Here is a 22,517-nt window from a genome sequence, read left to right as displayed (position 1 = left end):
CAACTGAACCGCCCGCTTCCGGTGATCGGGGTCAGGCGTCGATACCCAGATTGATGACGGCGAGGTATGACCCGTCCGACTGCTTTTCGACGGTCATCATGCCGGTGTCGGAGAAGATGCTGTCGTTGGAATTGTTGGTGTTGTTCTCACGGCCCGTGTGCTCGCTGTACGGGCTGACGGAATACACCTCGTCGAGAAGGGTCTCCTCGAAGAAGGTCTGCGTGGTGAGGACAGTCTTCTTGTCGATGTGAACCTTGACGTGGATGTGCGTGGTGCGGCCCATGTACCAGCCCGGGAAAATGGTGGTGAACTGCGCGATGCCGTTTGCGTCCGTGGTCTGGGCGCCGCGCAGGTAGGTGCCGTCGTCGGTGGTGGTGGCTTCGCTGTCACCGACGCTGTACGAGCCGTCGGAAGTTTCGCCCGATCCGCCCATCGAACCCATGCCTCCGCCCATACCGCCGCCGGGTGCGCCCGACGGCGGCTGACCCATTCCGCCTGCCGGGGGTTCGCCCATGCCACCGGACGGAGGAGTTCCACCGCCGCCGCCACCGTTTGCGCTCAGTGAGCCGGACTCGAAGCCGGAGTACACGCCGCCTGCGTCGCAGTGCCAGATTTCGACGACGGCGTTGCTGACGGCGCCGATGGTGCCGTCGGCGTTGCAAATGCTGTTGTCCTGCACCCGCAGTGCGACCTGGAGGGTTGTGCCTGGTCGATCTTCGCGGATGTCACTGCGGATGGAGTCGACGTCGAACCAGTACGGGCCCTGAGTTTCTTCCTCGCTCATGACGCACTGTGGTGCCTTGGCGAGCAGCGCGGTGACAGCGTCGCCGGAGGTAGCCGAGGCAGCAGCGGCGCCGGTGCCGGCGGTGGTCGTGGAGGCCGCAGCGGTGGACGTCGTGGTCGAGCTGCCGCTGTTGCCGGAACATGCGGCGATGAGTCCGCCGAGGCTGATGGTGCCGCCGAGTGCCAGTGCTCGCCTGCGACTCACTCGTTGCCGACTGGCTTCGATGTCTTTGTTCACGCGTCTACCTCCATTGATCTGGGCTGTTGAATCAATGGTGGACGAGCGGTCTGGCGCGGGGCTGGTTATCAGCTGTGAACTTGCTGGGAGATCATCTGGACGCTCGAGGTGGCGCGGATGTAGACCTGACCGGTGTTGTCCACGATGCGCGATTCGATGAGTGCGAGCCTACGTCCGGCGCGGATCACGCTGGCTTCGGCGCGCATGACGGGACCACCGATGGCCGGTGAGCGCAGGAAGTCGATCTTGTGGTCGAGGACGCGGTAATCCTGTTCGGCGGTAGTCAGGGTTTGCGCGGCGAGCCCGGTGATGGCGTCGGTGGCGGAGATGAGTACACCGCCCTGTACTGCGCCGAGTGGGTTGGCCATCCATTCGACCGGCGCGAGTTCGCCGACGACAGCGCCTGGCGTCACCTCGGTCAGCGTGAGGTCGAGGAGTCCGGCGAGCGGTCCACGCTTGATAGTTCCGGCCAGGATTCCTTCGACGACGTCGGAACCGCTCAGTCCACTCAGGTCACTGATTTCTTCGGGAACCGGCACATCGAGGGCAGGGCCGGCGATGTAGTCGTCGGGTGCAACGACGGGTGGCCGCGAGACAATCATGGCGCGCCCGGCCATCACTGCCAGAAGTGTGCTGTCGTCACTGCGTAGTTGTCCGGACGCCAGTCCGACTCCGTCGTCGAGGTGCACGAGTGCACCGGTGGCTCCGACTGTTCCCGTCGACGGGATATCGGCGGCCGCACTGACCGTGACCTGTGCGAGCACCGACTGGTGACCCGAAGTGAGCCCCGAGTACACAGCCCCACCCATGGCGCCGTCGATCATGACGCCGAGCGATCCGAGCACTGTGCGTCCGCGGTGGTCGTGGAAGCGGTCCCCGATTGTCTGCGCGAAGCTGAGATCGCCAGGAGTGATCGCTACTGCGCGTACATCCATCAAGGTGTTGAGGGGATCAAGTTTGACGGTGGGCGCGGAGTTGTCGATGCTCATGTATCGAGTATCGCCCGTACCGGAGATGGGACCGGTCGCCGGGTCTCAGCCACCGATACGTGCGTGCATTTCCCAGACCAGCACTTCGGCACCGGTTTCGGAGGTGACGAGTTGTCCGCCGGAGTCGCTCATGCGGACGGCATCACCTTCGTAGAGGGTGCCGGTGCCCTCCATGTCTGCGGTTCCTTCGGCCACGAAAACGTGGAGGAACGGGGCGTTCGGCAGGGTCACACTTGTGCCGGGGAGAATCCGCGCCACATGCAGTGCCGCGTACTTGTTGTTGATGCGGATGGCCGAATGATCTTTGTAGCGATCCATTCCGGAGGCGACGGGTATGAGTCCGCCGCGTAGGAGTTCGTCGTCGATTTCGAGTTGTTCGTATCCGGGAGTCAGTCCACCCTCGTCGGGCGCAACCCACATCTGGATGAAGTGCACCGGATCGGAGTGCTGTTGGCCGCCCAGACGCCACGAGTCGTTCTTCTCGCTGTGCATGATCCCGGTGCCTGCGCTCATCCGTTGCGCGAGTCCGGGATAGATGACACCGGAGTGCCCGATGGAGTCTTGGTGAACGAGCGAACCGCGCAACACCCAGGTAACGATTTCCATGTCCTTGTGCGGATGGGTGTCGAATCCGGTACCCGCGAGCACGGTGTCGTCGTTGTTGACGAGGAGCAGGCCGTGGTGGGTGTTGTCGGGGTCGTAGTGCTGCCCGAACGAGAAGGAATGCTTCGAATCAAGCCAGGAGATGCGGGATTTCAGGCGATCACCGCTGCGGTGGACGTCGATGTGCGGGGTTGTGAGCGCCGACATGGCGTTCCTCCTTTGGGGCCGAATGCCTTCAGCGTACGAGATGGGGCCGCAGTCCGGCGTGCATCTCCCAGATCAGAACTTCTGCGGGTGCCACGGCGGTGACTCGATGTCCGCCGGTTTCTTTGAGTCGCAACGAATCTCCGGTCGAGAGAGTGTCGACGCCCTCGACTGTGACGGAGCCCTGCGGGATGTAGGCGTGAACATACGGGGCGTCCGGCAGGGTTATCGTCTGGCCGATGTCGAGGCGTGCAACGTGCAGCGCCGCAAACTTGTTGTGAAGCGTGATCGCGCTGTGATCGCGATGCGCGGGCATTCCCGACGCCAAGGTGATCAGGCCACCGGCGTCGAGTTCGGTATTGACGTCGAGTTCCTGATAGCTCGGAGTGATCCCGGATTCGTCTGGCGGAATCCACATTTGGACGACGTGGACCGGTTCTGTGTGGCGGGTACCGTCGGCGCGCCGGGTGTCGTTGCGCTCGGAATGCAGTATCCCGGTTCCGGCGCTCATTCGTTGCGCGAGGCCGCGATGAATTTCGCCGGTGTGCCCAGCTGAATCCTGGTGGACCAGGGAACCGCTGAGCACCCACGTCACGATTTCGGTGTCGAGGTGTTGATGGGTGTCGAAACCGGAGCCGGCTTCGACGATGTCGTCGTTGTTGACCAGAAGTAGTCCGTGCGCGTAAGCGGCGTGGTCGAAGTTTCCGGCGAAGGGGAAGCTGTGACGCGACGTGAGCCAGCCGTAGTTCAGGTGCGCACGTTCATGCGCACGCTGAACTACTACCGATGTCATGTCAGCTCAGAGTTTCGTGGGCTGCCGGGATGGAACCGAGGCGTCCGGCCTGGAAGTCCTCGAACGCCTGCATGACCTCGGACTTCGTGTTCATGACAAACGGTCCGGCCATGGCGATGGGCTCGCGGATCGGCTTGCCGCCGAGGATGAAGACCTCGAGGGATTCGGTCCGTGAATCCTGGCGATCGGATGCGGCGATGGTGATGGAGTCGCCGCGTCCGTACACGGCGGTCTGGCCTGCGCGGATCGGCCGACGCTCTGCGCCGACGGTTCCCTCACCGGCAAGAACATAGGCGATGGCGTTGAACTCGGGGTTCCACGGCAAGGTGACGCTGGCGCCAGGTGCGATGGTCGTGTGGGACAACGCGATGGGCGTGTACGTCGATCCCGGTCCGGCGTGGCCGGCGATCTCGCCTGCGATGACGCGTACCAATGCGCCGCCGTCGTGCGACGAGAGCAGAGCGACCTTGTTTCCGGTGATGTCCTGGTACCGCGGCGCTGCCATCTTGTTGTCTCGGGGGAGGTTCACCCACAGTTGGACGCCGTGGAAGAGGCCGCCGCTGACAACGAGGTGCTCCGGGGGAGTCTCGATGTGGAGGATGCCGCCACCTGCGGTCATCCACTGGGTGTCACCGCCGCCGATAATGCCGCCGCCGCCGTTGGAGTCCTGGTGCTCCATGATGCCGTCGATCATGTAGGTGACGGTTTCGAAGCCGCGGTGCGGGTGCCAGGGCGTGCCCTTGGGTTCTCCGGGGGCGTAGTTGACCTCACCCATCTGGTCCATGTGGATGAACGGGTCGAGTGCGGAGAGATCGATGCCCGCGAATGCGCGGTGTACGGGGAAGCCTTCGCCTTCGTAGCCGACGGGAGCGGTGGTGATGCTCTTGACGGGACGGCTGACTGCGGACGCTGCAGGCTCGTCGAGCCGGGGCAGGGCCAAAATGTTCTCGACTGTCACAGCAGGCATGTCGTAACTCCTTGCACTCAGGTAGTTGATTGTTCAACTATCTCATGCTGACTCAACAATGTCGAGCCTGCGATATTCCCGAGGCTCGACATTGTGGCGATCAGCGCAACAAGCTTCCCAGTTTTTGTGCGGCGGCGATAACCTCCGCGCCGAGTGCGTCTTGGTCCTCGGCGTGGAAAGCGGAGATTCCGATACTGGTGATGGCGTCGCCGCGGCGTCCGGGAACTGCCGCCGAAATGCCGTGGACGGAAGGGGTGATCTCGCCGATCGTCGACGCGTAACCGCGCGCACGGGCAATGCGCACTTCGTCTCGTTCACCGTCGACGGGTGGGAGTGAGGCCAGCATGGACAGGCCGGCGGAGCCGCGGTCGATCGGATCGACCTGGCCGGGACGGAAGGCGACGTGCATTCGGGCGCTGCGTGGCTCGACGACCATCAGTGCGCGAACTTCGGTCTCGCTCTCGCGGACCACGAGGTGGGCCGTGGCTTCGGTGGCGTCGGCAAGTTCTTCGAGGATCGGGCGGGCGAGGGTTCGTAAATCCTGCTCCACCGGTTCGGCGAGGGTGACCAGTCCTGCGCCGAGTGTGACGCGTTTGAAAGTGTCCTTGCGGCACAAGTGATGTGCCTCGAGAGTCCGGATGAGTCGGTGCGCGACCGTGCGGTGAACTCCGATGCCGTCGGCGATGTCTGTGACCGACAACCCGTGCGGATAGGAGGTGAGGAGCTCCAGAATCTCGAGTCCGTGATGGAGAGTTTTCGACATGCCGGAGTCCACTTGAACTGGACTTATTCGGGGTCGATGGTCATCACTGAGTTCGCGCATCGAGTTCGCTCCTTGACGTTTGTGAGGTGGGCCACCTACGCTTTGTTCATATCGCACGGCCTGTGCGATTATCGCACACATTCGACAGGTGGGCAACCCTTCAGGGGAGTCCAGCGCAGTGTTTTCCGGAGAGAACATCCTCATGACTGACTACCGCGGAGTGGCGGCCGGCGACGTTGCCGCAATCCACCAGTTGTATGCATTGCAGAGTCATCTCATCGACTCCGGGCGTCAACGGGATTGGGCGGCAACATTTACGACTGACGGTGAGTTCCATTCGCCCAGCTATCCGGAACCGGTAGTCGGTTCTTCGGATCTCGAAGCTTTTGCCGGCCGGTTCTACTCCGGAGCCGAAGCGGCGGACGAGGTTCATCGGCACGTGATCACCAACTTGTTGGTGGAAACGGCAGTCGAAGCCGAGTTGACGGTGCGCGGCTATCTGCAGATCGTCGCGACCAAGCGCGGTGGGGACACGCGATTGGTTCGGATGACAACGATCACGGATCGAGTGATTCGAGTCGGTGACGAGTGGAAGATCGCCCGCCGCATCGTGTCCCGCGACGACGCGCCACGCAATCCCTAACCGTCTTTCACGTTTGTGCACAACAGAATTCAGTAGGAGACCAAATATCATGACCTTTAACGCCGATCAGACGAACCCGGGCCGCACCGTTGCCACGCAAATGTCGGCGGTGTACCCGGAGTTGGCAGGCAAGGTTGCCGTAGTGACCGGCGCTGCCCAGGGAATGGGTGCGACGTTCGCGGAAGGTCTGGCGTCACGCGGAGTCAACGTAGTCGGTGCAGACATCAACGAAGAGCAGATGCTGGAAACTGCCCTGACAATCAATGCTGCACTGAGCGCAAACTCCTTGGCGGACAAGCCCGGCCGTGTGATCGGTGCCCGCGTCGACGTCACCAAGCCCGACGATCACGAGACGCTGGCCAAGCTGGCACTCGCGGAGTTCGGACAGGTCGACTTCTGGATCAACAACGCCGGTATCTTCCCGTTTGCGCTGGCCGAGGAGATCACACCCGAGCAGATCGGTGCGACGTTGAGCGTCAACGTCGAAGGCGTCCTGTACGGCGCTCAGGCCGCCGCTCGCCACATGAAGCCCGGTGGTGCCATCGTGAACATGTCCTCGGTGTCCGCTCTGCGCGTCCGTAAGGGCCGTGGTGCGTATTGCACGTCGAAGGCAGCCGTCGCGCACCTCACCGAATCTCTCGCAGTCGAATTCGGCGACAAGGGACTTCGTGTCAACTCCATAGCGCCCGGGTACATCGACACCGCCATGACCAAATGGGTCCAGGAAGATCCGGCCGCACTGGCCAAGGCTCTCGACGCTGTTCCGCTGCACCGGTTGGGTTCCCCGGAAGAGGTCTTCGGCCCGGTGCTGTTCCTGCTCTCGGACAGCGCGCGTTACGTCACCGGTCACAGCATTGCCGTCGACGGCGGTTCGCGACATGTCTGATCGCACGAATTATCCTGGTGTCGTTCTGGTTACGGGTGGTGCCGGGGGTATGGGAGCACACCACTCGCGCACGCTGGCGGCTCGTGGTTCCCACGTGTGCATCGCGGATGTGGCGGATTCCTCCGCTCTGGTCGAGGAGATCATCTCAGGCGGAGGTTCGGCGTCCGCGCATTCGCTCGATGTCACCGACCCCTCCGCGTGGGCGCGAGTTGTCGACGAAATCCGCTCTGCGCACGGTGAACTGGGCGGGCTGATCAATAATGCCGGTATCTCTCGGCGGCTCGAATTCATGGACACCCCTGATGACATCTGGGAACTGACCATGAAGATCAACCTCTTCGGGCCGTTTTACGGCATGAAGGCGGTGGCTCCGTTGATGCAGGAGAGCGGAGGCGGATCCATCGTCAACATCTCGTCCATCGCCGGTCAGGTCGGATACTTCTCACCGGCCTACTCCTCGAGCAAATGGGGCCTGACCGGGCTGTCGAAATCAGCGGCAGGCAACTTTGCGCAGTGGGGAATTCGTGTCAACTCGGTGCACCCGGGTCTGGTCGGTACGGACCTGCTCGGTGGAGCAAGCGATTTTGTTGCCGCGTCACTGAAGTCGGTTCCCTTCGGGCGCATGGCAACTCTGGACGAGATCACCGAGGCCGTTCTGTTCCTGCTGTCCGACAAGTCGACCTACACGAGTGGAACCGAAATCACTGTGGACGGCGGACTGGTCTCGAACGGCTTGTACCACCGCATCATTGCGGAGACTGGAGAACTTTCGTGAGTGATCACTGGGATGTTGTTGTCATCGGCGGCGGCGGAGCGGGACTCGCAGCTGCGGTATCGGCAGCCGAAGAGGGCGCTTCCGTGCTGCTGTTCGAATCCGAGACCGAACTTGGCGGCTCCACAGCACTTTCCGCCGGCATCTTCACGGCCGCTGGCACCAGCGTGCAGTCAGGCCTGGGTATCGACGACACCGCGGAGAAGTTCTTCCAGCACTACATGGATCTCAACCAGTGGGTGCTTGCACCCGGATTGATTCGTGCGTTCTGCGAGAACGCCGCCCCGACGCTCGAGTGGCTCATCGGCCTCGGCGTCGAGATCCCGGCCGCGATCTCGGGTAACGCCCATCAGCCGGGGCTGGCACAGGCCGGAGTCGAAGATGTCTGGCGTGGCCACGTTCCGAAAGACCAGGGATACGGTCTGATTCAGGTACTGGACAAGGCTCGGCGCAAGCACGGCATCGAAGTTATCTTCGGCACGCGGGTGCAGAAGCTGATCGAGGAAGACGGTCGGGTTGTCGGCGTAGTTGCCGACGACATCGAGGTTCCTGCAGGTGCCGTCGTCGTTGCTTCCGGTGGTTTCGCTCAGGATCCGGCTCTGGTCGATCGCTATTTCCCCGACGCCAACAAAGCTGAAGAATCGTTGTTCGTCGTTGCTGCCGACGGCAGCCGCGGCGACCACCTGCGGTTCGCTCAGGATCTCGGCGCGTCGGTTGCCGGTGACGGCTGGGGCCTCATCATGCCGACCGTCTACTTCCAGCGGTTCCATCACTGGCAGTCAGGGTTTCCGCCGAAGTCCCGCGTCAACGTCAATCAGAACGGTCGGCGTTTTATGGACGAGGACGCGTCGTACGCGGTCTCGACGGGCATCATCGACCAGCAGGGCGGCTACGGCTGGATGATCTTCGACGAGGACGCCCGAGTGAATCAGACTCCCGGTTATGCAGACTGGAACCCCGAGCGCGTCGCCGAAGAAGCTGCTGCCGGTCGCACACTTCGAGCCGACACGGTCGAGGAACTCGCCGAACTGATCGGCGTTCCGGCGCAGACATTGACGGCAACGGTAGATCGTTGGAACGAGCAATTGCCCAACGGATACGACGACGACTTCCTGCGTCACCGCACGTTGCGAAACAAAGGTGCGGTCGGCAATCCGGACCGGATCGGCACCGCACCGTTCTATGCGGCAAAGATCCTTCCCGCGGAACTGGTGTGTACACACGCCGGTCTGGAAATCAACAGCAGTGCAGCAGTTCTCGGAAAAACCGGTGTTCCGATCGAGGGACTTTACGCCGCCGGCGAGGCCGGTGCCGGCATTCTGGGACTGCGCTACGTGGGCGGTGGCAACGCGGTTGCAAACGCTCTGACCATGGGTCGTATTGCGGGACGCAATGCGGCGAGTTTCACGAAGACCGACGCCGCGGGCGTACCGGTCAATTCCATTGCGCACGCCTGACGTCTATCGTTTGCGCTGCACGACTTCAGTCAGTAGGGACCAACATGTCAGAGAATGAGACCATGGCGCGCGCCGACGGCGGCGTCGAAGACAGTGGCACTCCAGCCGAACGCCAGTCCACCGTCAAGGTGATTCGCGCGGCCATCGTCGGTACCGTCGTCGAGTACTACGACTTCGGTATCTACGGATACATGGCAACCACCATCGCCGCGCTGTTCTTCGTGTCCTCCGATCCGAATGCAGCGCTGCTCGGTACTTTCGCGGCGTTTGCCGTGGCCTTCTTCCTCCGTGTTCCCGGCGGAATCTTCTTCGGTCATATCGGCGACCGGTACGGCCGTAAGAACGCGCTGTCGTGGACCATCTTGCTGATGGTTATCGCCACCGCCGGTATGGGTCTGCTACCGACCTATGCCACGTTGGGCATGTGGGCGACATCGATCCTGGTGTTGGCTCGTTGCCTTCAAGGCTTCGCAGCCGGCGGTGAGCTCGGCGGTGCCAACGCATTTGTCTCCGAGTCCGCTCCGGCGCGGTGGCGTGCGACCCAGACGTCGATGGTCAACACCGGAACCTACCTGGGCTCTCTCGCGGCTTCGCTGATCGCACTCGGCCTCACGTCGGTGTTCTCCGAAGAACAGGTCCTCGAATGGGCATGGCGTCTGCCGTTCCTGCTCAGCCTGCTGATCGGTGGTATCGGTATCTGGATCCGTAGCCAGATGGAAGACACCCCGCAGTTCGAGGAGCTCCAGGAAAAGGGTGAGACCGAGTCCCTCCCGATCAAGGAACTGCTGCGCAGTTCAGGTGGCAGCGTCGTCAAGATCATCCTTCTCGGAGCGCTCATCACCGGCGGCTACTACATCGCTTCGGTGTACGCCGCGACGTACCTCCAGACTGCCGGCGGACACTCCAAGCAGGTTGCATTCCTGTCCACGTCGCTCGCCCTGGTGCTCGGCGTGATCACACTCCCCATCGCGGGTTACATGGCCGACAAGTACGGACGTCGTCCGGTGCTGTTTGCCGGTAGTGCCGCGTCGGTGGTCCTGGGCGTCCCGATGTTCATGCTGATGGCGAGTTCGGGCACGTGGGCTGCAGTGGCCGGTCAGTCGGTTCTGTTCATCTGCGTCTCCGTAGTCAACGGTGCGTCGTACGTGACGTACGTCGAGATGCTCAAGGCGTCAGTGCGATACAGCGGCCTCGCCCTGGGTAACAACGTCACCAACATGCTTCTCGGTGGTACCGCACCGTTCATCGCGACGTACCTGATCAGCGTGACCGACAACAATCTGGCGCCGGCCGGCTACTTCGTGTTCTGCGCCCTGATCACATTTGTCACGGTGTTCTTCGTGAAGGAAACCAAGGGCGTCGCGCTGCAGATCGACTGAGCCCTGCTGTGCGCCTTTGTTAACCGCGGGCGGTTGACAAAGGCGCACAGTGCGTTACAGCTTTACACTCACCACGCGGGTTTCCAGGAAATCGTGGACACCGGCTTCGCCACCTTCCCGGCCGAAGCCACTGCTCTTCACTCCGCCGAAGGGAAGTTCGACTTCGAGGGCGTTGTGGGTATTGACCCACACCTGACCGGCATCGATCTGTTCGGCCACCTCGACTGCGGCGGCTTGTTCTCCCCAGACAGATGCACCGAGTCCGAACTCCTGACTGTTCAGGAGGGAGACAATGTCGTCGACATTGGTGTAGGCCACGACGGGGAATGCCAAACCGAACTGCTCGAACTTGACGATGTCGCTGGAGTCGTCCACACCGCGGACCAAAGCGGGTTCCATGAAATACCCGGGCAGAGTGGTGATTCGATTTCCGCCGGTGATGTCTGCGCCGTCAGCTCTGGCCTTGTCGAGCAGGCCCTGCACGTACTCGAGTTGCGCAGAATTGTGCAGGGGACCGACCGTGGTGCCCGCTGCGGCCCCGTCGCCCACCACCATTGTCGACATGACCGCTTCGAACGTGGCGCAGAAGGCGTCGACCTTGTCGGCGGGCACGTACGCGCGCTTGGGGGCGATGCACATCTGCCCGCTGTTGAAGAAGGCGGAGTGCGCCAAAAATCCTGCGGCGTAATTGATATCTGCGCTGTCGAGGAGGATCGCGGGATCGTTGCCACCAAGCTCGAGGGTGACCGGCGTGATCGTTTCGGCGGCCTGCTTCATGATCGCCTTGCCAACCCCCGTTGAACCGGTGAACGAGACCTTGCGCACGGCAGCGTGTTCGATCAACGCCTTGCCGGTATCCGGTCCGCCGTAGACGATGTCGAGTACGCCCTCGGGAAGAATGCTTTGCAGGATGCGGACAACCTCACCGACTACCAGCGACACCGACTCGGCAGGTTTGACCAGGACTGTGTTTCCTGCGGCCAGTGCGGGCGCAATCTTGGCCATCATGAGGAAGATCGGGAAGTTCCACGGCACGATAGCCGCAACGACGCCCAACGGGCGGTGCTGAATTCGAGCGTCGCGTATCGGCGATGCCGGGGCTTGCGATTCGTCCGCCCAGTCGAGGCGGGCGAAGTGTGCGAGGCAGCGGGCCGAGATCCAGACTTCGCCGCTCGAATCGGTGAGTGACTTACCCTGTTCCGCGGTGAGTAGGGCGGAGATCGCCGGGGACTGCCGCATCAATTCGTAGGAACAAGCAGCGAGTAGACCCTGCCGGGTGCTCCGCGACGTTCGCCAGGACTGGAAGGCGGACTGGGCGGCAACAGCTTTCGCATCGAGTTCGGCCGGCGTGGTGACGGCGGTGCGCCCCACTTCCTCGAGAGTCGCCGGATTGATCGAGATCAGTTCGTTGTCGGTGCTCATAGTGGTTCTCCTGACTAGGCGCTGGTCGCCATCGCGGCCATGGCCGGCGCGATGTACGAACGGAAGATCATGGCGCTGAATCCGCCGTCGATCGGGATGTCTGCTCCGCTGATCCAGGCCGCGTCTGTGGAGGCGAGGAAGATGATGGCGTCGGCGATCTCGCCTGGCTGGGCATGACGGCCCGCCCAGGTGACGGCACCGGAGATGGCGGCGTCACCCATGGTGGCCGTGAAGTCCTTCAGGAGCGGCGTGCCGACTGTGCCGGGGGAGACAGAGTTGGAACGTAGTCCGATGTGCTTGCCGTCGACGGCCAGGTTGCCCGCATTGATGATGGCGGCTTCCTTGGAGAGGTTGTAGCAGACCTCCTCGATACCGGGGAAGTCTGCGAGAGATTCGAGGGCGTCGTCCCAATTATCTATGGCGAGAAAGGCATTGAGCCGGGCAAAGTTCTGCTGCCACAGAAAACCTGCCTGTGACGCGGTCGTGACTACCGCCGGGTCGACGGCAAATTTCGGCAGGAGAAGGCGAGTGAGATCGCGCGGGGCGAGCGCGTTGATCGACATGACGGTTCGCCACGGCAGTGTTGCCGCGACGCCGGCGTTGTTGATCAGCACATCGACGGGGCCGTCGATCTGCGCGGCGATGGCAGCGACACCCGACTGGGTGGAGAGGTCGCCGACAATCATCTGGGCGATCGAGTTGTCGGTCGAGGCAACTCGGTCGACACCGATCACGCGGGCGCCGAGAGCGGCAAGTTTGGTGGCGGCCTCGGCTCCGATTCCGGACGAACATCCGGTGAGGACAACGGTTTTGCCGGTGAAACTGATCATGATTGATGCTCCTGACGTAAGGGGTGGCTACCAGGTGACGGGAAGTGAGAAGACTCCGTTGATCCCGGACCACACTTTGAACTGCAGTTCTTCGGGCGGAGCGGCCAGTTTCAGCGTCGGCACCCGGCGGGCCAGGGTTTCGAAGATGATCTGTAGTTCGAGACGAGCCAGGGCCTGACCGATGCATTGATGAACGCCGTAGCCGAAAGCGAAGTGGTCACGTGCTTTTCGATGGATGTCGAGTGCGTCTGCACCGGGGAAGTGGGCGTCGTCGCGGTTGGCCGACAGGTTGAGCGGGATGATGGCTTCGCCCGCGGGAATGGTGACGCCACCGATTTCGATGTCCTCGGTCGAGGATCGGAGGATGACAAGATGGACGACGGTCAGGTAGCGCAGTAGTTCTTCGACGGCATTGCGAACCAGCGCCGGGTTCTCCTGCATCTGCGCCCACTGCTCAGGGTGCTGCAGCAAGGTGTACATGCCAAGGGCGGTCATGTTGGTGGTGGTGTCATGCCCGGCGATGATGAGGAGGAATCCGGAGTTCTCGACGTCCATCATCGTGATGGTGCCTGCCCGTTCGGCGGCCACGAGCTGACCGATGATGTCGTCACCCGGATCATCAAGTGCTGCTCGTTCGTTCGCGATCTTGCGGATATATCCGCGTAGATCGTTCATGGCTGCAATGGCTCGGCCCATCGCGTCGGGGTTCGTGAGGTCATTGGCCATCAGAGCCTCGTCGGCGGCCTTGTTGAAGAATGCGCGGTCCTCGGCGTGCACGCCCAGAATCCAGCTCAGAACCGTGCTGGGGATGGGGAGCGCAACGGCCTTCACGAAGTCGGTCTGGCCTTCGGGAGTGGCCAGCATCGCGTCGATGGTGGTGTCGACGAGTTCTTGCAGCGCCGGACGGATCTTCTTCATCGCGGTGAGCGTGAAGTTCTTGGCCAGCAGGTTGCGGAAGATCTCGTGCTCGGCGCCGTCCATCCGCAAGAAAAGTCGCTGGTCTTCGGGTTCGGGTGGTGCGCCGAATCGGGGATATCCGGGATTGCGGCTGTCGGCGCTGACTCGCGGATCGGACAGGATCGAGCGTACGTCGTCGTAACGGGTTACGAGCCAGGCATATTCGCCGCCGAAGATCTCGACTCGCGTGACGGGGGCGTTCTCACGCAACCACTGGTACTCGGCCGGCGGGTCGATCGGAGGGCGAGGCCAGGGGAAGGGCGCGCTCGGGTGTTCGGTGACGGACGGGACGGTACTCGTCATGGTGAATCCTTTGTCTGGGTGAGATTTGTGCGCCACTTGAAAGGCAGTGGGGGATGAAATCACCAGGTGCACTGCAGGATTGCAGGTCTGTGATTGCGAATGATGGAGAGGCAACAGGATTTGACGTGGGTGCGATAACGCCGGTCCCGGTGAGTGGGACTGAGCCTGTCCGGTGCTTGAATGCGCTGGGCTCGGCACTATTGACACGTGTCAAAAACTTCCATACGATGTGGTTCGGCTCACAAACTGATCGACGTGAAGGTGGATTGTGGAATCGGCTGTGCGAGACGGTGTTGATGCCGGAAGGTCGGATAAAGGTGAACTTCGGCGTGAGTCGATTCTGCGTGCCTTGGAAAACCTTTTGGAGACAACAACTCTCCATGAACTGAATGTCCGCGATATTTCCAAGGCTGCCGGGGTAACCCGTTCGGCCTTCTACTTCTATTTCGACAACAAAGCTGCGGCAGTCAGCGAACTCAGCAAAGCGGTGGACGAAGAGGTTGCAGCAGCGTCGGCAATCTATTCGGGTGGGACTGATGATCCCGCGGGGCAAGTCGGGCAGATGATCGGTGCGGTTCGTGACACGTGGATGCGCCACCCGCATTTGTTCCGGGCGATGCGTGACGCCAGATCATCGGATCCTGGGGTGGACGACCTGTGGAACCGTGGGTTGGAAGGGTTTGTCGAACCTGTTGCGGCAGTGATCGATTCGGAGCGGGAATCCGGCCGCGCGCCTGTCGGTGCCGACAGTCGGATGCTTGCGCTTGTTCTGTTGGAAAGCATTGCCCGCATGGGCGATCGCTACTGGATCGGTGATCAAAAGGCTGCTGATGTGGCTGCGGCAACGCAGGCACTGTGCGCGGTCTGGATGGGGTCGATTTATGGACGTGTATAGCAAGTCAACTGGCATCGACGCTGGAGAAGCGCTGTCCCGATACGCGCCGGAAGTATCAGAAGTGCTGTACCGCATGATCTTCAGCAGTAGCGGTGTGCTCGACGCGCAGGTGCGCTCGACCTGCGCCGAGGCTTTGTCGCTGTCTGCCTTGCCGTTGCCGCCGTCGACTGACTTCGCCCAGGGATCGGTAGCGCACGATTTTGCCGAGCAGTTCAGCGTCGACGTCTCGAATGTCGACAGCAGTCTGCGCGGCGCGTTGTTGAAAGAACTGGGCTCGCAGGCAAAGGAATTCGTGTTTGCGGTGTATGTGGCGGACTGGTTTCCGCGGCTACTGCATGCATTGGATCTGCTGTTCGGGTCGTCGACAATGCAGTGGCCGACACCGCCGGACTGGCGCGAAACAGAACTGTCGGTGGACAGTGCAGAATTGTCGCGCAGCGTGGCGCGGTTGCGGGTTCTCGATCCGGTCACGACTGAACTGGTGCGTTTGCGCCAAGCTCGTCAACACAATTGTCGATTGTGTAAGTCCCTGCGAATGAGTTCTGCGCTGGAGGCCGGTGCCGACGAAGCCCTCTTCGACGAGGTCGACAACTACCAGGACAGCGGGCTGTCGGATCGCCACAAGGCGGCTTTGGCGCTGGCTGACGCGATGGTGTGGCAACCCGGCTACATCCCGGCTCACGTGATCAGTGAAGTGCACGAACACTTCTCGCCGGCTGAGGCCGTGGAACTGGTTCTGGATATGACCAGAAACGCAAGCTCGAAAGTGGCTGTCGCGTTCGGTTCGGACGCCCCACACGTGGATGAAGGCGTGGAAATCTACGAGGTGGACGAGGACGGGCAGGTCACGTTCGGGTTGGGCTTCCGCGCCTAGATCCGACGACCCTTCGTCATACCTACATTCGACTGATTCCGGCGCAGAGAAGTTCGACCAGGCGCCGATAAACGCGGTCGGGATCCGTGCCGGCTGGGTGGCCTTCTTGGGACTCCAACACGCAGAAGCCGTGCAGTGCGCTTCGCAACGACCACGCTGCCTGCTCCGAGTCGTCTTCACCGAGGCCGTATCCGGCAATGACGCGGTTGATGACGTCGACAACTTCTCCGACCGCAGCGACGAGGTCAGCGTGTGGAGCGGTGGGGTAGCGGTCGGTGATTGCGTACAGCCCGGGGTGGATGCGAACAAATTCTCGCCACGCGTCGGCGAGTGCCACGACGGCGTCGTCGCGGGAGAGGCCGACTGCGGCGTCGCGGAGGTGCTGGGCGAGCAGTTTCCGGGCGAGGAGGCTGAGCTGGTGTTGGACGTCGTCGACGCCGTCAACGTGCTTGTAGAGTGCTGATTGCCGCACGTCGAGGGTGTCGGCGAGTTGGCTGAGAACCAGTGCGTCCGGGCCATTGCTGTCCACAAGTTCGGCTGCGGCGGAGATGACGCGTTCGCGGGTGACCGGGGTTCTCATGGCTCCATCTTCCCTTGTGGGGCAGATCTCACTGTCGGTGATACATTATCACTATGAGTGATGATGTATCTTCGGGACTCGCCTCGGCGCGGACCGGCGACGAGCAACGCCGTCGAGATCTGCGAGTGGTTGTCTCTGGTGCATGCATTCTCGGCCTCACGTCGATCCTGTACGACCTGTCCGGGGTGTCGCCCGCGACCGGCGCGTTCTTCCGGTGCGTCTACGCCTTGATTCCGCTCGGGATCCTCGTCTGGGTTCAACGACGCCGCCAACCGGGAAAGACCTCGACGAGGCCGTGGATAGTCAAGGCTGTTCTTGCTGGAGTGTTCCTGGGCGTCGACCTCGTTCTGTGGCACGAGGCGATTCACTCGATTGGCGCCGGTTTGTCGACGGTGCTCTTGAATCTGCAGGTGCTCTTTGTGGCTGTCCTGGGCTACATAGTGCTACGCCAGCGCATTACGAAGGAACTGGTGACGAGCCTGCCACTTCTCCTGGTGGGTGTTGCGTTGGTTGCGGGAATGAGTACGACGCTCACCGGGGCCAACCCTGCTGTCGGTGTGACGTTCGCGGTGATCGCTGCCGGCGCGTATGCCGTGTATATCTTCCTGATGGGATTGGCGACGCGAGCTGCGGGCCGGACTGCATTGCCGGTGCTGGTTTCCACGATCGCTACCGGACTTACATCCGGCCTGATCGGAATTGTCACCGGAACTCTTGATCTTGCACCAGCTTTACCTGCTCAAGGGTGGCTCATCCTGCTGGCCTTGGTATCTCAAGTGGTGGGGTGGCTATTGGTGGCAAGTGCTAGCCAGCGGTTGCCAGCTGGTTCCGTTGCCGCCAGCTTGGTGCTGCAATCGGCGTCGGCGTTATTGTTCGGTGCCTTTCTGCTTTCTCAGATCCCCAGCGTCGTGCAGATTGTCGGTGCGGCGCTGATTCTTGCCGGAGTGGTTGTCGCGACGCGGCAGCCTGCAGCGAAAACGCCGACAGCCGTTGTCGGTGAACGAATGGAGACACGAGCATGACCGTGACGGCCGACCGCATCTACATCAACGGCGACATCAAGACCATGGACGGATCGGGCTCAGTTGCGCCGACGGCTATGGCAAGCAAGGACGGCAGATTTGTGGCCGTCGGATCCGATGCCGAGATCACGGTGCTGGCCGGACCTGACGTGGAGATCGTGGATCTGGATGGAGCGGTGGTAGTTCCCGGATTCATCGAGACCCATCTGCATCCGATGATGTGGGGACTGATGCTCGGTGACGTCGAGGCCACGACGGGTGCGTGCCCCACAATCGACGCGGTTGTTGCTGCGTTGGCCGCGCGTGCGGAGACGACGCCGCCTGGTGAGGCTATCCAGGCGTGGGGATTCGACGACAGTCTTGTGGCCGAGGATCGGGGATTGACGACGGCAGATCTCGACCGCGCGTCGACGCAGCATCCGATTTTGGTGCGTCACCTGTCTGCTCACGGGATCTACGTCAACTCGCTTGCACTCGAAATGGCTGGGATCACGCAGGCTACCGTCGATCCCGAGGGTGGCGTCATCGTCCGCGATGCCGACGGCACACCTACCGGTGAGCTGTGCGAGATTCCGGCAATGTCGTTGGTGCACAATCTGGCTCCGGCAATGGACCCGGGTGCCTCCAAGCTGGCGCTACTGCGAGCGCAAGATGTGATGGCATCCGTAGGCGTGACCAGCTTCCACGACATGTACGTCACCTCGGAGATGTACGACGCCTACCGCGAGCTTGACGACGAGGGCGAACTGCGCCTACGTGCGCGGCTGTACCTGGGTCATGGTGTGCACGATCAGTTGGGCGAACTAGCTGATTCGACCAGCCATGTAGCGGTTGGCGGCGTGAAACTGATTTCGGACGGTTCCATTCAGCTGCACACTGCGGCGCTGAGCGAGCCGTATCACGATTTGGGTGGATGTCATTGTGGTGGAATGGCAATCCCGTCGGGTGCGCTCGATGCTCTGGTGAGCGAGCATCACGGCGCGGGACGGCAGGTAGCGATTCACACCAACGGCGATAAGGCTATCGACCATGCGCTCGACGCCATTGCCCTCGCCAAGGCCGCGTACCCTGACATCGACATTGCGCACCGGCTCGAGCACGTGCAGACGCTTCGCGAGGATCAAATTCGGCGAATGGTCGAAGTAGGTGTTGTTGCATCGATTTTCGTCAATCACGTCTACTACTGGGGTGATCGTCACCGCGATCGTTTTCTCGGTCCCGGCCGAGGCGAACGAATCAGCCCGGTAGCGTCGGTGGTGGCTGCCGGACTTCCCTACGGTTTGCATTGTGATTGCCCGGTCACTCCGGTGAATCCGCTCTTCACCATGAATACCGCTGTCCATCGGCTGACACGCGAAGGTCATGTTCTCGGTGCGCAGCAACGTGTGAGTACGCGCGATGCGTTGTCCGGCTACACACATGCCGCCGCACGCATCACCGGCGAAGAGGTGGACAAGGGCAGAATCGCAGTAGGTCTGCTGGCGGATTTTGTTGTCCTTGACGGAGATCCGCTTGTAGATGACACTGTCGATCTGGCGGCACTTCGGGTACTGCGGACTGTTGTGGGCGGAGAAACGATCTTCACGGTGTGACGGTCAGGAGCAGACTCTGATGGCGCCTCACGAACAGACTCGGCACCCATTCGGGAGGCGCACCGTCTGTCAGGCTCACGTGTTGGCTCTTCTCGAGCAGCATTGTGAGTGCGATCTTTGCTTCCAGTCGAGCAAGAGCGGCGCCGACGCAGAAGTGGGCTCCCTTGCCGAAAGCCAAATGCGAGCGAAGATTTGGCCGTCCGATGTTCGGGCTGTCCGGATCCGGGAAGGTGGCCGGATCGCGATTGGCGGAGCCCCACAAGAGGATGAGATGGCTTCCCGCCGAAAGTGGGACGCCGCCTAGCGTCGTATCGCGGGTGACATGGCGATGGTGTCCGCGGAACGGGGACTCGAGTCGTAGGGATTCTTCGAGGAACGGTGGAATCAATTCGTGATTCTCTCGAAGTTCTTGCTGTAGTGAGGGATTATCGGCCAGTATCCGAGCGGAATTAGCGATCAAACCTGCGGTGGACTCGCCTCCAGCGCCGACAAGTTGGACGAGAATCAATACTGCGACGGTTGTATCGATATCGCCGTTGGTGTTGGCGCGCACCAGATCGCCGAGTAGGTTCTCGCCTGGTGCGGCCTGGGCGGCTTCCAGTTTGTTGTACAGGTACCCGGCGAGTTGGGTGGCTGCGTTCACGACTTCGGGCAGGCGTTCAGCGCTCACCAACCCGCTGAGCAACTCAGTGCTGTCGTAAGACCACGTCAGTAGTTGCGGCACATCCGCTTCGGGTAGTCCGATCAGATGGGCGACCATCTGCAATGGTAGTCGATCGGCGAGCGCAGAAACCCACTCGATGTGCCGTCCATCGAAGTGGTTGTTCCACAACCGTTCTGCGTAGTCGGCGATGGCAGGTTCCATGGTGCGGATTCGTTTGGCGACCAGTGTGGGTAGAACCAGTTTGCGATGTCTTTGATGGCTGGGATCGTCAGCGGTGGCAAGGACGTGAATCGCTTGCCCATTGTCATCCATGTCGAACGTGACCGGTGGACCTTCTGCCGGGTGGACCAGAACACCGGTGAGATGGGACGAGAAGTCTTCGGCCCGGGTGAGTGCCTCGGTGACAAGTTTCCAACTCGAGACGAGGTAGAAGTTGGTACCGGGAACCCGGTACGCCGGGCACTTTTGTCGCAGTGACGCATACAGCGGGTACGGATTTTCGATGTTTGTGATGGCAAATGGGTTGATGTCGGTCGAGGCGGTCATCGGCCTAAGAATTCTCCGCTCGCACAGGCATTGTCAACACCGAAAAATAGGAGTTGACCAGGGAGTTTCATAAATTCTCACCCGATTCGTCGTTCTCGCATTCGATGCTGGTCACAGCAGTGGAATGGGTCCGAAGATGAGAACCTTTGGCTATCTTTGTCTCATGGTGAGACATATTGAACCGAGAGGCGCAGACTGGCTGGCCGGCGGTAATCGTCATGAGTTGGCGGTGGAACGCATCTATGCGGCCGCCGCCGAACTCATTCTCGAGCGCGGATTCCAACGAATCAGCGTCGACGAGGTGGCTGAGCGCGCGGGGTGCTCGCGGGCAACGCTGTACCGCTACGTCGGCGGGAAGAAGGCGATCCAAGACGGAGTGATCTCCCGTGCGGTTGAAGCGGTAGCGCTCGAGGTGTCAGCTGCCGTCGAACCATTGGATGGGGAGCAGCGGGTAGTCGAAGCCGTGCTTGCTTCGGTGCGTGCGATCCGGGCGAACGCTGCAGTCAGTGCAGGATTCGCGTCTGCCCGGGGCAAGGGAATGGACGAGTACCTCATGTCGTCGCCGCTGCTGGGTGAGTCGGCGAAGCATCTTGCGGGGCTGGGCGCCGGCGACGAAACCTCACAGTGGGTGGTCAGGATAGTTCTCACGCTACTTGCCTGGCCGTTGGCTGATGAAGAATCAGAACGACGCATGGTCGAATCTTTTATCGGGAGGTGATTGCCCCTTCTGCCTCCGCAGCGATGCGTAGATCGCGCTTGAGGACCTTACCGGCAGCAGAGAGGGGCAGAGCGTCGACGAACTGCATCGAGCGGGGTGCCTTGTACGCGGAGACAAGCGATTTCACGTGATCGCGAAGTTCCTCGAACTCGACGTGAACGCCGGGATGCAGAACCACCACGGCATGTACTCGCTCGCCCCACTTCGGATCGCGCACTCCCACAACAGAACACGCAGCGACAGCAGAATGCCTGGCCAGCGCGTTCTCCACCTCCGTGGAATAGACGTTCTCACCTCCGGTGATGATCATGTCCTTGATCCGGTCGACGATGAACAGATAACCGCGTTCGTCGAGGTATCCAGCGTCGCCGGTGTGCATCCAGCCGCCGGCGAGAGCCTCGGCCGTCTCGGCGGGAAGATTCCGGTATCCGAGCATCAGATGGTCACCGCGAGTAACTATTTCGCCGACGGTTCCGGTTGGTGCCTCGTTTCCGGCGGGATCGACGATCCGCACTTCGCAATGCGGAAGTGCGCGACCGGCAGAGCGAAGCAATTCGCCGCCTTTCAGGTGATCTGCAGCGCTCAGGACGGTGATGTGCGCTGTTTCGGTCATCCCGTAACCCTGAGTGAAACCGCTATGCGGAAACACCTCCATGGCGCGTTCGAGCAGAGCCGGCGAAATGGGGGAGGCGCCGTACCTGACGACTTGCACACTCGAACGGTCGTATGAATCGAGATCGTCTGCGGCAACCAACATGTGAAGCATTGTCGGTACGACGCCCACCGTGGTGGGCCGATGTCGGTCGATCGCCTCGAGCATGGCCCTGGCCGAGAACACCGGCAGGAATACCTGCGTGCCGCCCATGAGGTTCTGCGCCATCCAGCTCGCGATGCCGGCGATGTGGAACAGTGGATTCGCAAGCAGATTCACGCCGTCGGCGATGGCGGGTTTGCCGGCAGCCAGCGTTCCGAACGTCGACGTCATCAGGCCTTTGTGGCTGACCATCACCCCTTTGGAACGGCCAGTCGTTCCACCTGTGTAGAGCAGAAGCGCAACGGCGTCGTCGCCGATCCGTAGGTCGGGGACAGGTTCCGATTCGGCGATGAGACGGTCGTAGTCGATCATGCCCGTGGGGACAGCCCCCGAGCCGGCGTACACGACGCGGTCCAGGGTGGGGCAGAGTTCGCGGAGTTCGGGAACCAGTGGGGCGGAATTCTCGTCGACGATCAGAATCGTGGATCCGGAATCCTCGAGGGCAAAGGCGATTTCCGGCGCGGTCCACCGTGAGTTGAGCGGGCTGACCGTTGCGCCTGACCACCAACCAGCCAAGATCGTCTCGTGACATCGATCCGAATTGAGCGACAGGAGTGAGACGCAATCGCCCGTACCGGTGCCCAGTCCATTCGCGAGTCGCGCCACGCGATCAGCAGATTCGGTGGTGCTGAAGGTTCGATCGCCGAACACAGTCATGGGGCGTCCCGGCGATTCGCGCAGGGACCGATGAATGAACTGGGTCAAAAACATGACTGTCCTCCGGCGGCAGTGAATCAACGACTCCGAAATCATCGCATCAGGCCTCTACCGGGTGATTTTTCGGACTATTCCGACTGGTTTCGAATAGCTGTTCTATTCGAAC

The 22,517-nt window shown here is 61.6% G+C and carries 22 protein-coding genes; 10 read left to right on the top strand and 12 right to left on the bottom strand.

Annotation, left to right across the window (positions count from 1 at the left end):
* Window positions 1–31: 31 nt before the first annotated feature.
* From R4P64_RS23310 to R4P64_RS23285, 6 genes are all read right to left on the bottom strand, one after another.
* Entirely contained in the window at window positions 32–1,021 is a 990-nt protein-coding gene (locus R4P64_RS23310) for a protocatechuate dioxygenase (protein ID WP_317822862.1), read from the bottom strand.
* A gap of 68 nt (window positions 1,022–1,089) precedes the next feature.
* Window positions 1,090–2,010 (bottom strand): PaaI family thioesterase, encoded by a 921-nt coding sequence (locus tag R4P64_RS23305; RefSeq protein ID WP_233366214.1) that lies wholly within the window; start codon window positions 2,008–2,010, stop codon window positions 1,090–1,092.
* Window positions 2,011–2,055: 45 nt separating this feature from the next.
* The gene (locus R4P64_RS23300) at window positions 2,056–2,820 is read right to left on the bottom strand and encodes a pirin family protein (RefSeq protein WP_033236665.1); all 765 of its coding nucleotides are present in this window, start codon (window positions 2,818–2,820) and stop codon (window positions 2,056–2,058) included.
* Between the two features lie 28 nt (window positions 2,821–2,848).
* On the bottom strand, window positions 2,849–3,610 hold the full coding sequence (locus R4P64_RS23295) for a pirin family protein (RefSeq protein WP_317822861.1): 762 nt from the start codon (window positions 3,608–3,610) through the stop codon (window positions 2,849–2,851).
* Between the two features lies 1 nt (window position 3,611).
* Window positions 3,612–4,577, bottom strand: coding sequence for a pirin family protein (locus tag R4P64_RS23290; protein ID WP_033236667.1), 966 nt, complete (start codon window positions 4,575–4,577; stop codon window positions 3,612–3,614).
* A gap of 100 nt (window positions 4,578–4,677) precedes the next feature.
* Entirely contained in the window at window positions 4,678–5,400 is a 723-nt protein-coding gene (locus R4P64_RS23285; RefSeq protein WP_033236668.1) for an IclR family transcriptional regulator, read from the bottom strand.
* A 142-nt stretch (window positions 5,401–5,542) separates the two neighbouring features.
* Here R4P64_RS23285 and R4P64_RS23280 point away from each other — a divergent pair, with 142 nt between their 5' ends.
* Genes R4P64_RS23280 through R4P64_RS23260 form a run of 5 tightly spaced genes read left to right on the top strand, consistent with a single transcriptional unit; the run spans window position 5,543 to window position 10,477 of the window.
* The gene (locus R4P64_RS23280; RefSeq protein WP_045064870.1) at window positions 5,543–5,983 is read left to right on the top strand and encodes a nuclear transport factor 2 family protein; all 441 of its coding nucleotides are present in this window, start codon (window positions 5,543–5,545) and stop codon (window positions 5,981–5,983) included.
* Between the two features lie 49 nt (window positions 5,984–6,032).
* Entirely contained in the window at window positions 6,033–6,869 is an 837-nt protein-coding gene (locus tag R4P64_RS23275; RefSeq protein WP_317822860.1) for an SDR family oxidoreductase, read from the top strand.
* Complete coding sequence (locus tag R4P64_RS23270; protein ID WP_033236670.1) at window positions 6,862–7,644, top strand: SDR family NAD(P)-dependent oxidoreductase; 783 nt, start codon at window positions 6,862–6,864, stop codon at window positions 7,642–7,644. Before R4P64_RS23275 ends, R4P64_RS23270 begins: the two co-directional genes overlap by 8 nt.
* The gene (locus R4P64_RS23265) at window positions 7,641–9,098 is read left to right on the top strand and encodes an FAD-dependent oxidoreductase (RefSeq protein WP_095887094.1); all 1,458 of its coding nucleotides are present in this window, start codon (window positions 7,641–7,643) and stop codon (window positions 9,096–9,098) included. Before R4P64_RS23270 ends, R4P64_RS23265 begins: the two co-directional genes overlap by 4 nt.
* 44 nt (window positions 9,099–9,142) lie before the next feature.
* Window positions 9,143–10,477: an MFS transporter gene (locus R4P64_RS23260; RefSeq protein ID WP_411742699.1), complete on the top strand. Its 1,335-nt coding sequence runs from the start codon at window positions 9,143–9,145 to the stop codon at window positions 10,475–10,477.
* 54 nt (window positions 10,478–10,531) lie between these two features.
* On the opposite strand, the gene R4P64_RS23255 is transcribed toward R4P64_RS23260, so the two are convergent.
* The 3 genes from R4P64_RS23255 to R4P64_RS23245 are packed head-to-tail and all read right to left on the bottom strand — an operon-like array spanning window position 10,532 to window position 13,989.
* Entirely contained in the window at window positions 10,532–11,899 is a 1,368-nt protein-coding gene (locus R4P64_RS23255; RefSeq protein WP_317822859.1) for an aldehyde dehydrogenase family protein, read from the bottom strand.
* A 14-nt stretch (window positions 11,900–11,913) separates the two neighbouring features.
* The gene (locus R4P64_RS23250) at window positions 11,914–12,729 is read right to left on the bottom strand and encodes an SDR family oxidoreductase (protein ID WP_317822857.1); all 816 of its coding nucleotides are present in this window, start codon (window positions 12,727–12,729) and stop codon (window positions 11,914–11,916) included.
* Window positions 12,730–12,756: 27 nt separating this feature from the next.
* Window positions 12,757–13,989 carry a cytochrome P450 gene (locus R4P64_RS23245; RefSeq protein ID WP_045064860.1) on the bottom strand — a complete coding sequence of 411 codons (1,233 nt, stop codon included), beginning with the start codon at window positions 13,987–13,989 and terminating at the stop codon, window positions 12,757–12,759.
* Between the two features lie 268 nt (window positions 13,990–14,257).
* Between R4P64_RS23245 and R4P64_RS23240 the strand changes: the two genes are divergently transcribed.
* On the top strand, window positions 14,258–14,884 hold the full coding sequence (locus tag R4P64_RS23240) for a TetR/AcrR family transcriptional regulator (protein ID WP_245006133.1): 627 nt from the start codon (window positions 14,258–14,260) through the stop codon (window positions 14,882–14,884).
* Window positions 14,871–15,758, top strand: a complete 888-nt coding sequence (locus tag R4P64_RS23235; protein ID WP_317822856.1) for a carboxymuconolactone decarboxylase family protein — start codon at window positions 14,871–14,873, stop codon at window positions 15,756–15,758. Before R4P64_RS23240 ends, R4P64_RS23235 begins: the two co-directional genes overlap by 14 nt.
* Before the next feature lie 22 nt (window positions 15,759–15,780).
* On the opposite strand, the gene R4P64_RS23230 is transcribed toward R4P64_RS23235, so the two are convergent.
* Window positions 15,781–16,338, bottom strand: a complete 558-nt coding sequence (locus tag R4P64_RS23230) for a TetR/AcrR family transcriptional regulator (protein WP_095887090.1) — start codon at window positions 16,336–16,338, stop codon at window positions 15,781–15,783.
* Window positions 16,339–16,391: 53 nt separating this feature from the next.
* On the opposite strand from R4P64_RS23230, the gene R4P64_RS23225 reads away from it, so the two are divergent.
* Entirely contained in the window at window positions 16,392–17,360 is a 969-nt protein-coding gene (locus R4P64_RS23225) for a DMT family transporter (RefSeq protein WP_095887089.1), read from the top strand.
* Window positions 17,357–18,952, top strand: a complete 1,596-nt coding sequence (locus R4P64_RS23220) for an amidohydrolase (protein WP_317822855.1) — start codon at window positions 17,357–17,359, stop codon at window positions 18,950–18,952. Before R4P64_RS23225 ends, R4P64_RS23220 begins: the two co-directional genes overlap by 4 nt.
* On the opposite strand, the gene R4P64_RS23215 is transcribed toward R4P64_RS23220, so the two are convergent.
* Window positions 18,942–20,162: a cytochrome P450 gene (locus R4P64_RS23215; protein WP_317822854.1), complete on the bottom strand. Its 1,221-nt coding sequence runs from the start codon at window positions 20,160–20,162 to the stop codon at window positions 18,942–18,944. The genes R4P64_RS23220 and R4P64_RS23215 overlap by 11 nt on opposite strands.
* Before the next feature lie 163 nt (window positions 20,163–20,325).
* Here R4P64_RS23215 and R4P64_RS23210 point away from each other — a divergent pair, with 163 nt between their 5' ends.
* The gene (locus tag R4P64_RS23210) at window positions 20,326–20,880 is read left to right on the top strand and encodes a TetR/AcrR family transcriptional regulator (protein ID WP_317822853.1); all 555 of its coding nucleotides are present in this window, start codon (window positions 20,326–20,328) and stop codon (window positions 20,878–20,880) included.
* On the opposite strand, the gene R4P64_RS23205 is transcribed toward R4P64_RS23210, so the two are convergent.
* Entirely contained in the window at window positions 20,867–22,405 is a 1,539-nt protein-coding gene (locus R4P64_RS23205; RefSeq protein ID WP_317822852.1) for an AMP-binding protein, read from the bottom strand. The genes R4P64_RS23210 and R4P64_RS23205 overlap by 14 nt on opposite strands.
* Window positions 22,406–22,517 lie beyond the last annotated feature (112 nt).

Source organism: Rhodococcus sp. IEGM 1366, from assembly GCF_033142425.1.
In the GTDB taxonomy this organism is placed as follows: Bacteria; Actinomycetota; Actinomycetes; order Mycobacteriales; family Mycobacteriaceae; genus Rhodococcus_F; species Rhodococcus_F globerula.
Note: the sequence above shows the minus strand (reverse complement) of the source record. Positions and strands in the feature narration are given on the sequence as shown.

Bases quoted from the DNA above. Each gene is read 5' to 3' on its own strand.
- R4P64_RS23230 (WP_095887090.1), bottom strand. From the start codon at position 16,338: ATGAGAACCCCGGTCACCCGCGAACGCGTCATCTCCGCCGCAGCCGAA.
- R4P64_RS23300 (WP_033236665.1), bottom strand. From the start codon at position 2,820: ATGTCGGCGCTCACAACCCCGCACATCGACGTCCACCGCAGCGGTGAT.
- R4P64_RS23270 (WP_033236670.1), top strand. From the start codon at position 6,862: ATGTCTGATCGCACGAATTATCCTGGTGTCGTTCTGGTTACGGGTGGT.
- R4P64_RS23250 (WP_317822857.1), bottom strand. From the start codon at position 12,729: ATGATCAGTTTCACCGGCAAAACCGTTGTCCTCACCGGATGTTCGTCC.
- R4P64_RS23305 (WP_233366214.1), bottom strand. From the start codon at position 2,010: ATGAGCATCGACAACTCCGCGCCCACCGTCAAACTTGATCCCCTCAAC.
- R4P64_RS23210 (WP_317822853.1), top strand. From the start codon at position 20,326: ATGGTGAGACATATTGAACCGAGAGGCGCAGACTGGCTGGCCGGCGGT.
- R4P64_RS23235 (WP_317822856.1), top strand. From the start codon at position 14,871: ATGGACGTGTATAGCAAGTCAACTGGCATCGACGCTGGAGAAGCGCTG.
- R4P64_RS23215 (WP_317822854.1), bottom strand. From the start codon at position 20,162: ATGACCGCCTCGACCGACATCAACCCATTTGCCATCACAAACATCGAA.
- R4P64_RS23285 (WP_033236668.1), bottom strand. From the start codon at position 5,400: ATGCGCGAACTCAGTGATGACCATCGACCCCGAATAAGTCCAGTTCAA.
- R4P64_RS23245 (WP_045064860.1), bottom strand. From the start codon at position 13,989: ATGACGAGTACCGTCCCGTCCGTCACCGAACACCCGAGCGCGCCCTTC.
- R4P64_RS23260 (WP_411742699.1), top strand. From the start codon at position 9,143: ATGTCAGAGAATGAGACCATGGCGCGCGCCGACGGCGGCGTCGAAGAC.
- R4P64_RS23205 (WP_317822852.1), bottom strand. From the start codon at position 22,405: ATGTTTTTGACCCAGTTCATTCATCGGTCCCTGCGCGAATCGCCGGGA.
- R4P64_RS23280 (WP_045064870.1), top strand. From the start codon at position 5,543: ATGACTGACTACCGCGGAGTGGCGGCCGGCGACGTTGCCGCAATCCAC.
- R4P64_RS23290 (WP_033236667.1), bottom strand. From the start codon at position 4,577: ATGCCTGCTGTGACAGTCGAGAACATTTTGGCCCTGCCCCGGCTCGAC.
- R4P64_RS23295 (WP_317822861.1), bottom strand. From the start codon at position 3,610: ATGACATCGGTAGTAGTTCAGCGTGCGCATGAACGTGCGCACCTGAAC.
- R4P64_RS23220 (WP_317822855.1), top strand. From the start codon at position 17,357: ATGACCGTGACGGCCGACCGCATCTACATCAACGGCGACATCAAGACC.
- R4P64_RS23225 (WP_095887089.1), top strand. From the start codon at position 16,392: ATGAGTGATGATGTATCTTCGGGACTCGCCTCGGCGCGGACCGGCGAC.
- R4P64_RS23275 (WP_317822860.1), top strand. From the start codon at position 6,033: ATGACCTTTAACGCCGATCAGACGAACCCGGGCCGCACCGTTGCCACG.
- R4P64_RS23255 (WP_317822859.1), bottom strand. From the start codon at position 11,899: ATGAGCACCGACAACGAACTGATCTCGATCAATCCGGCGACTCTCGAG.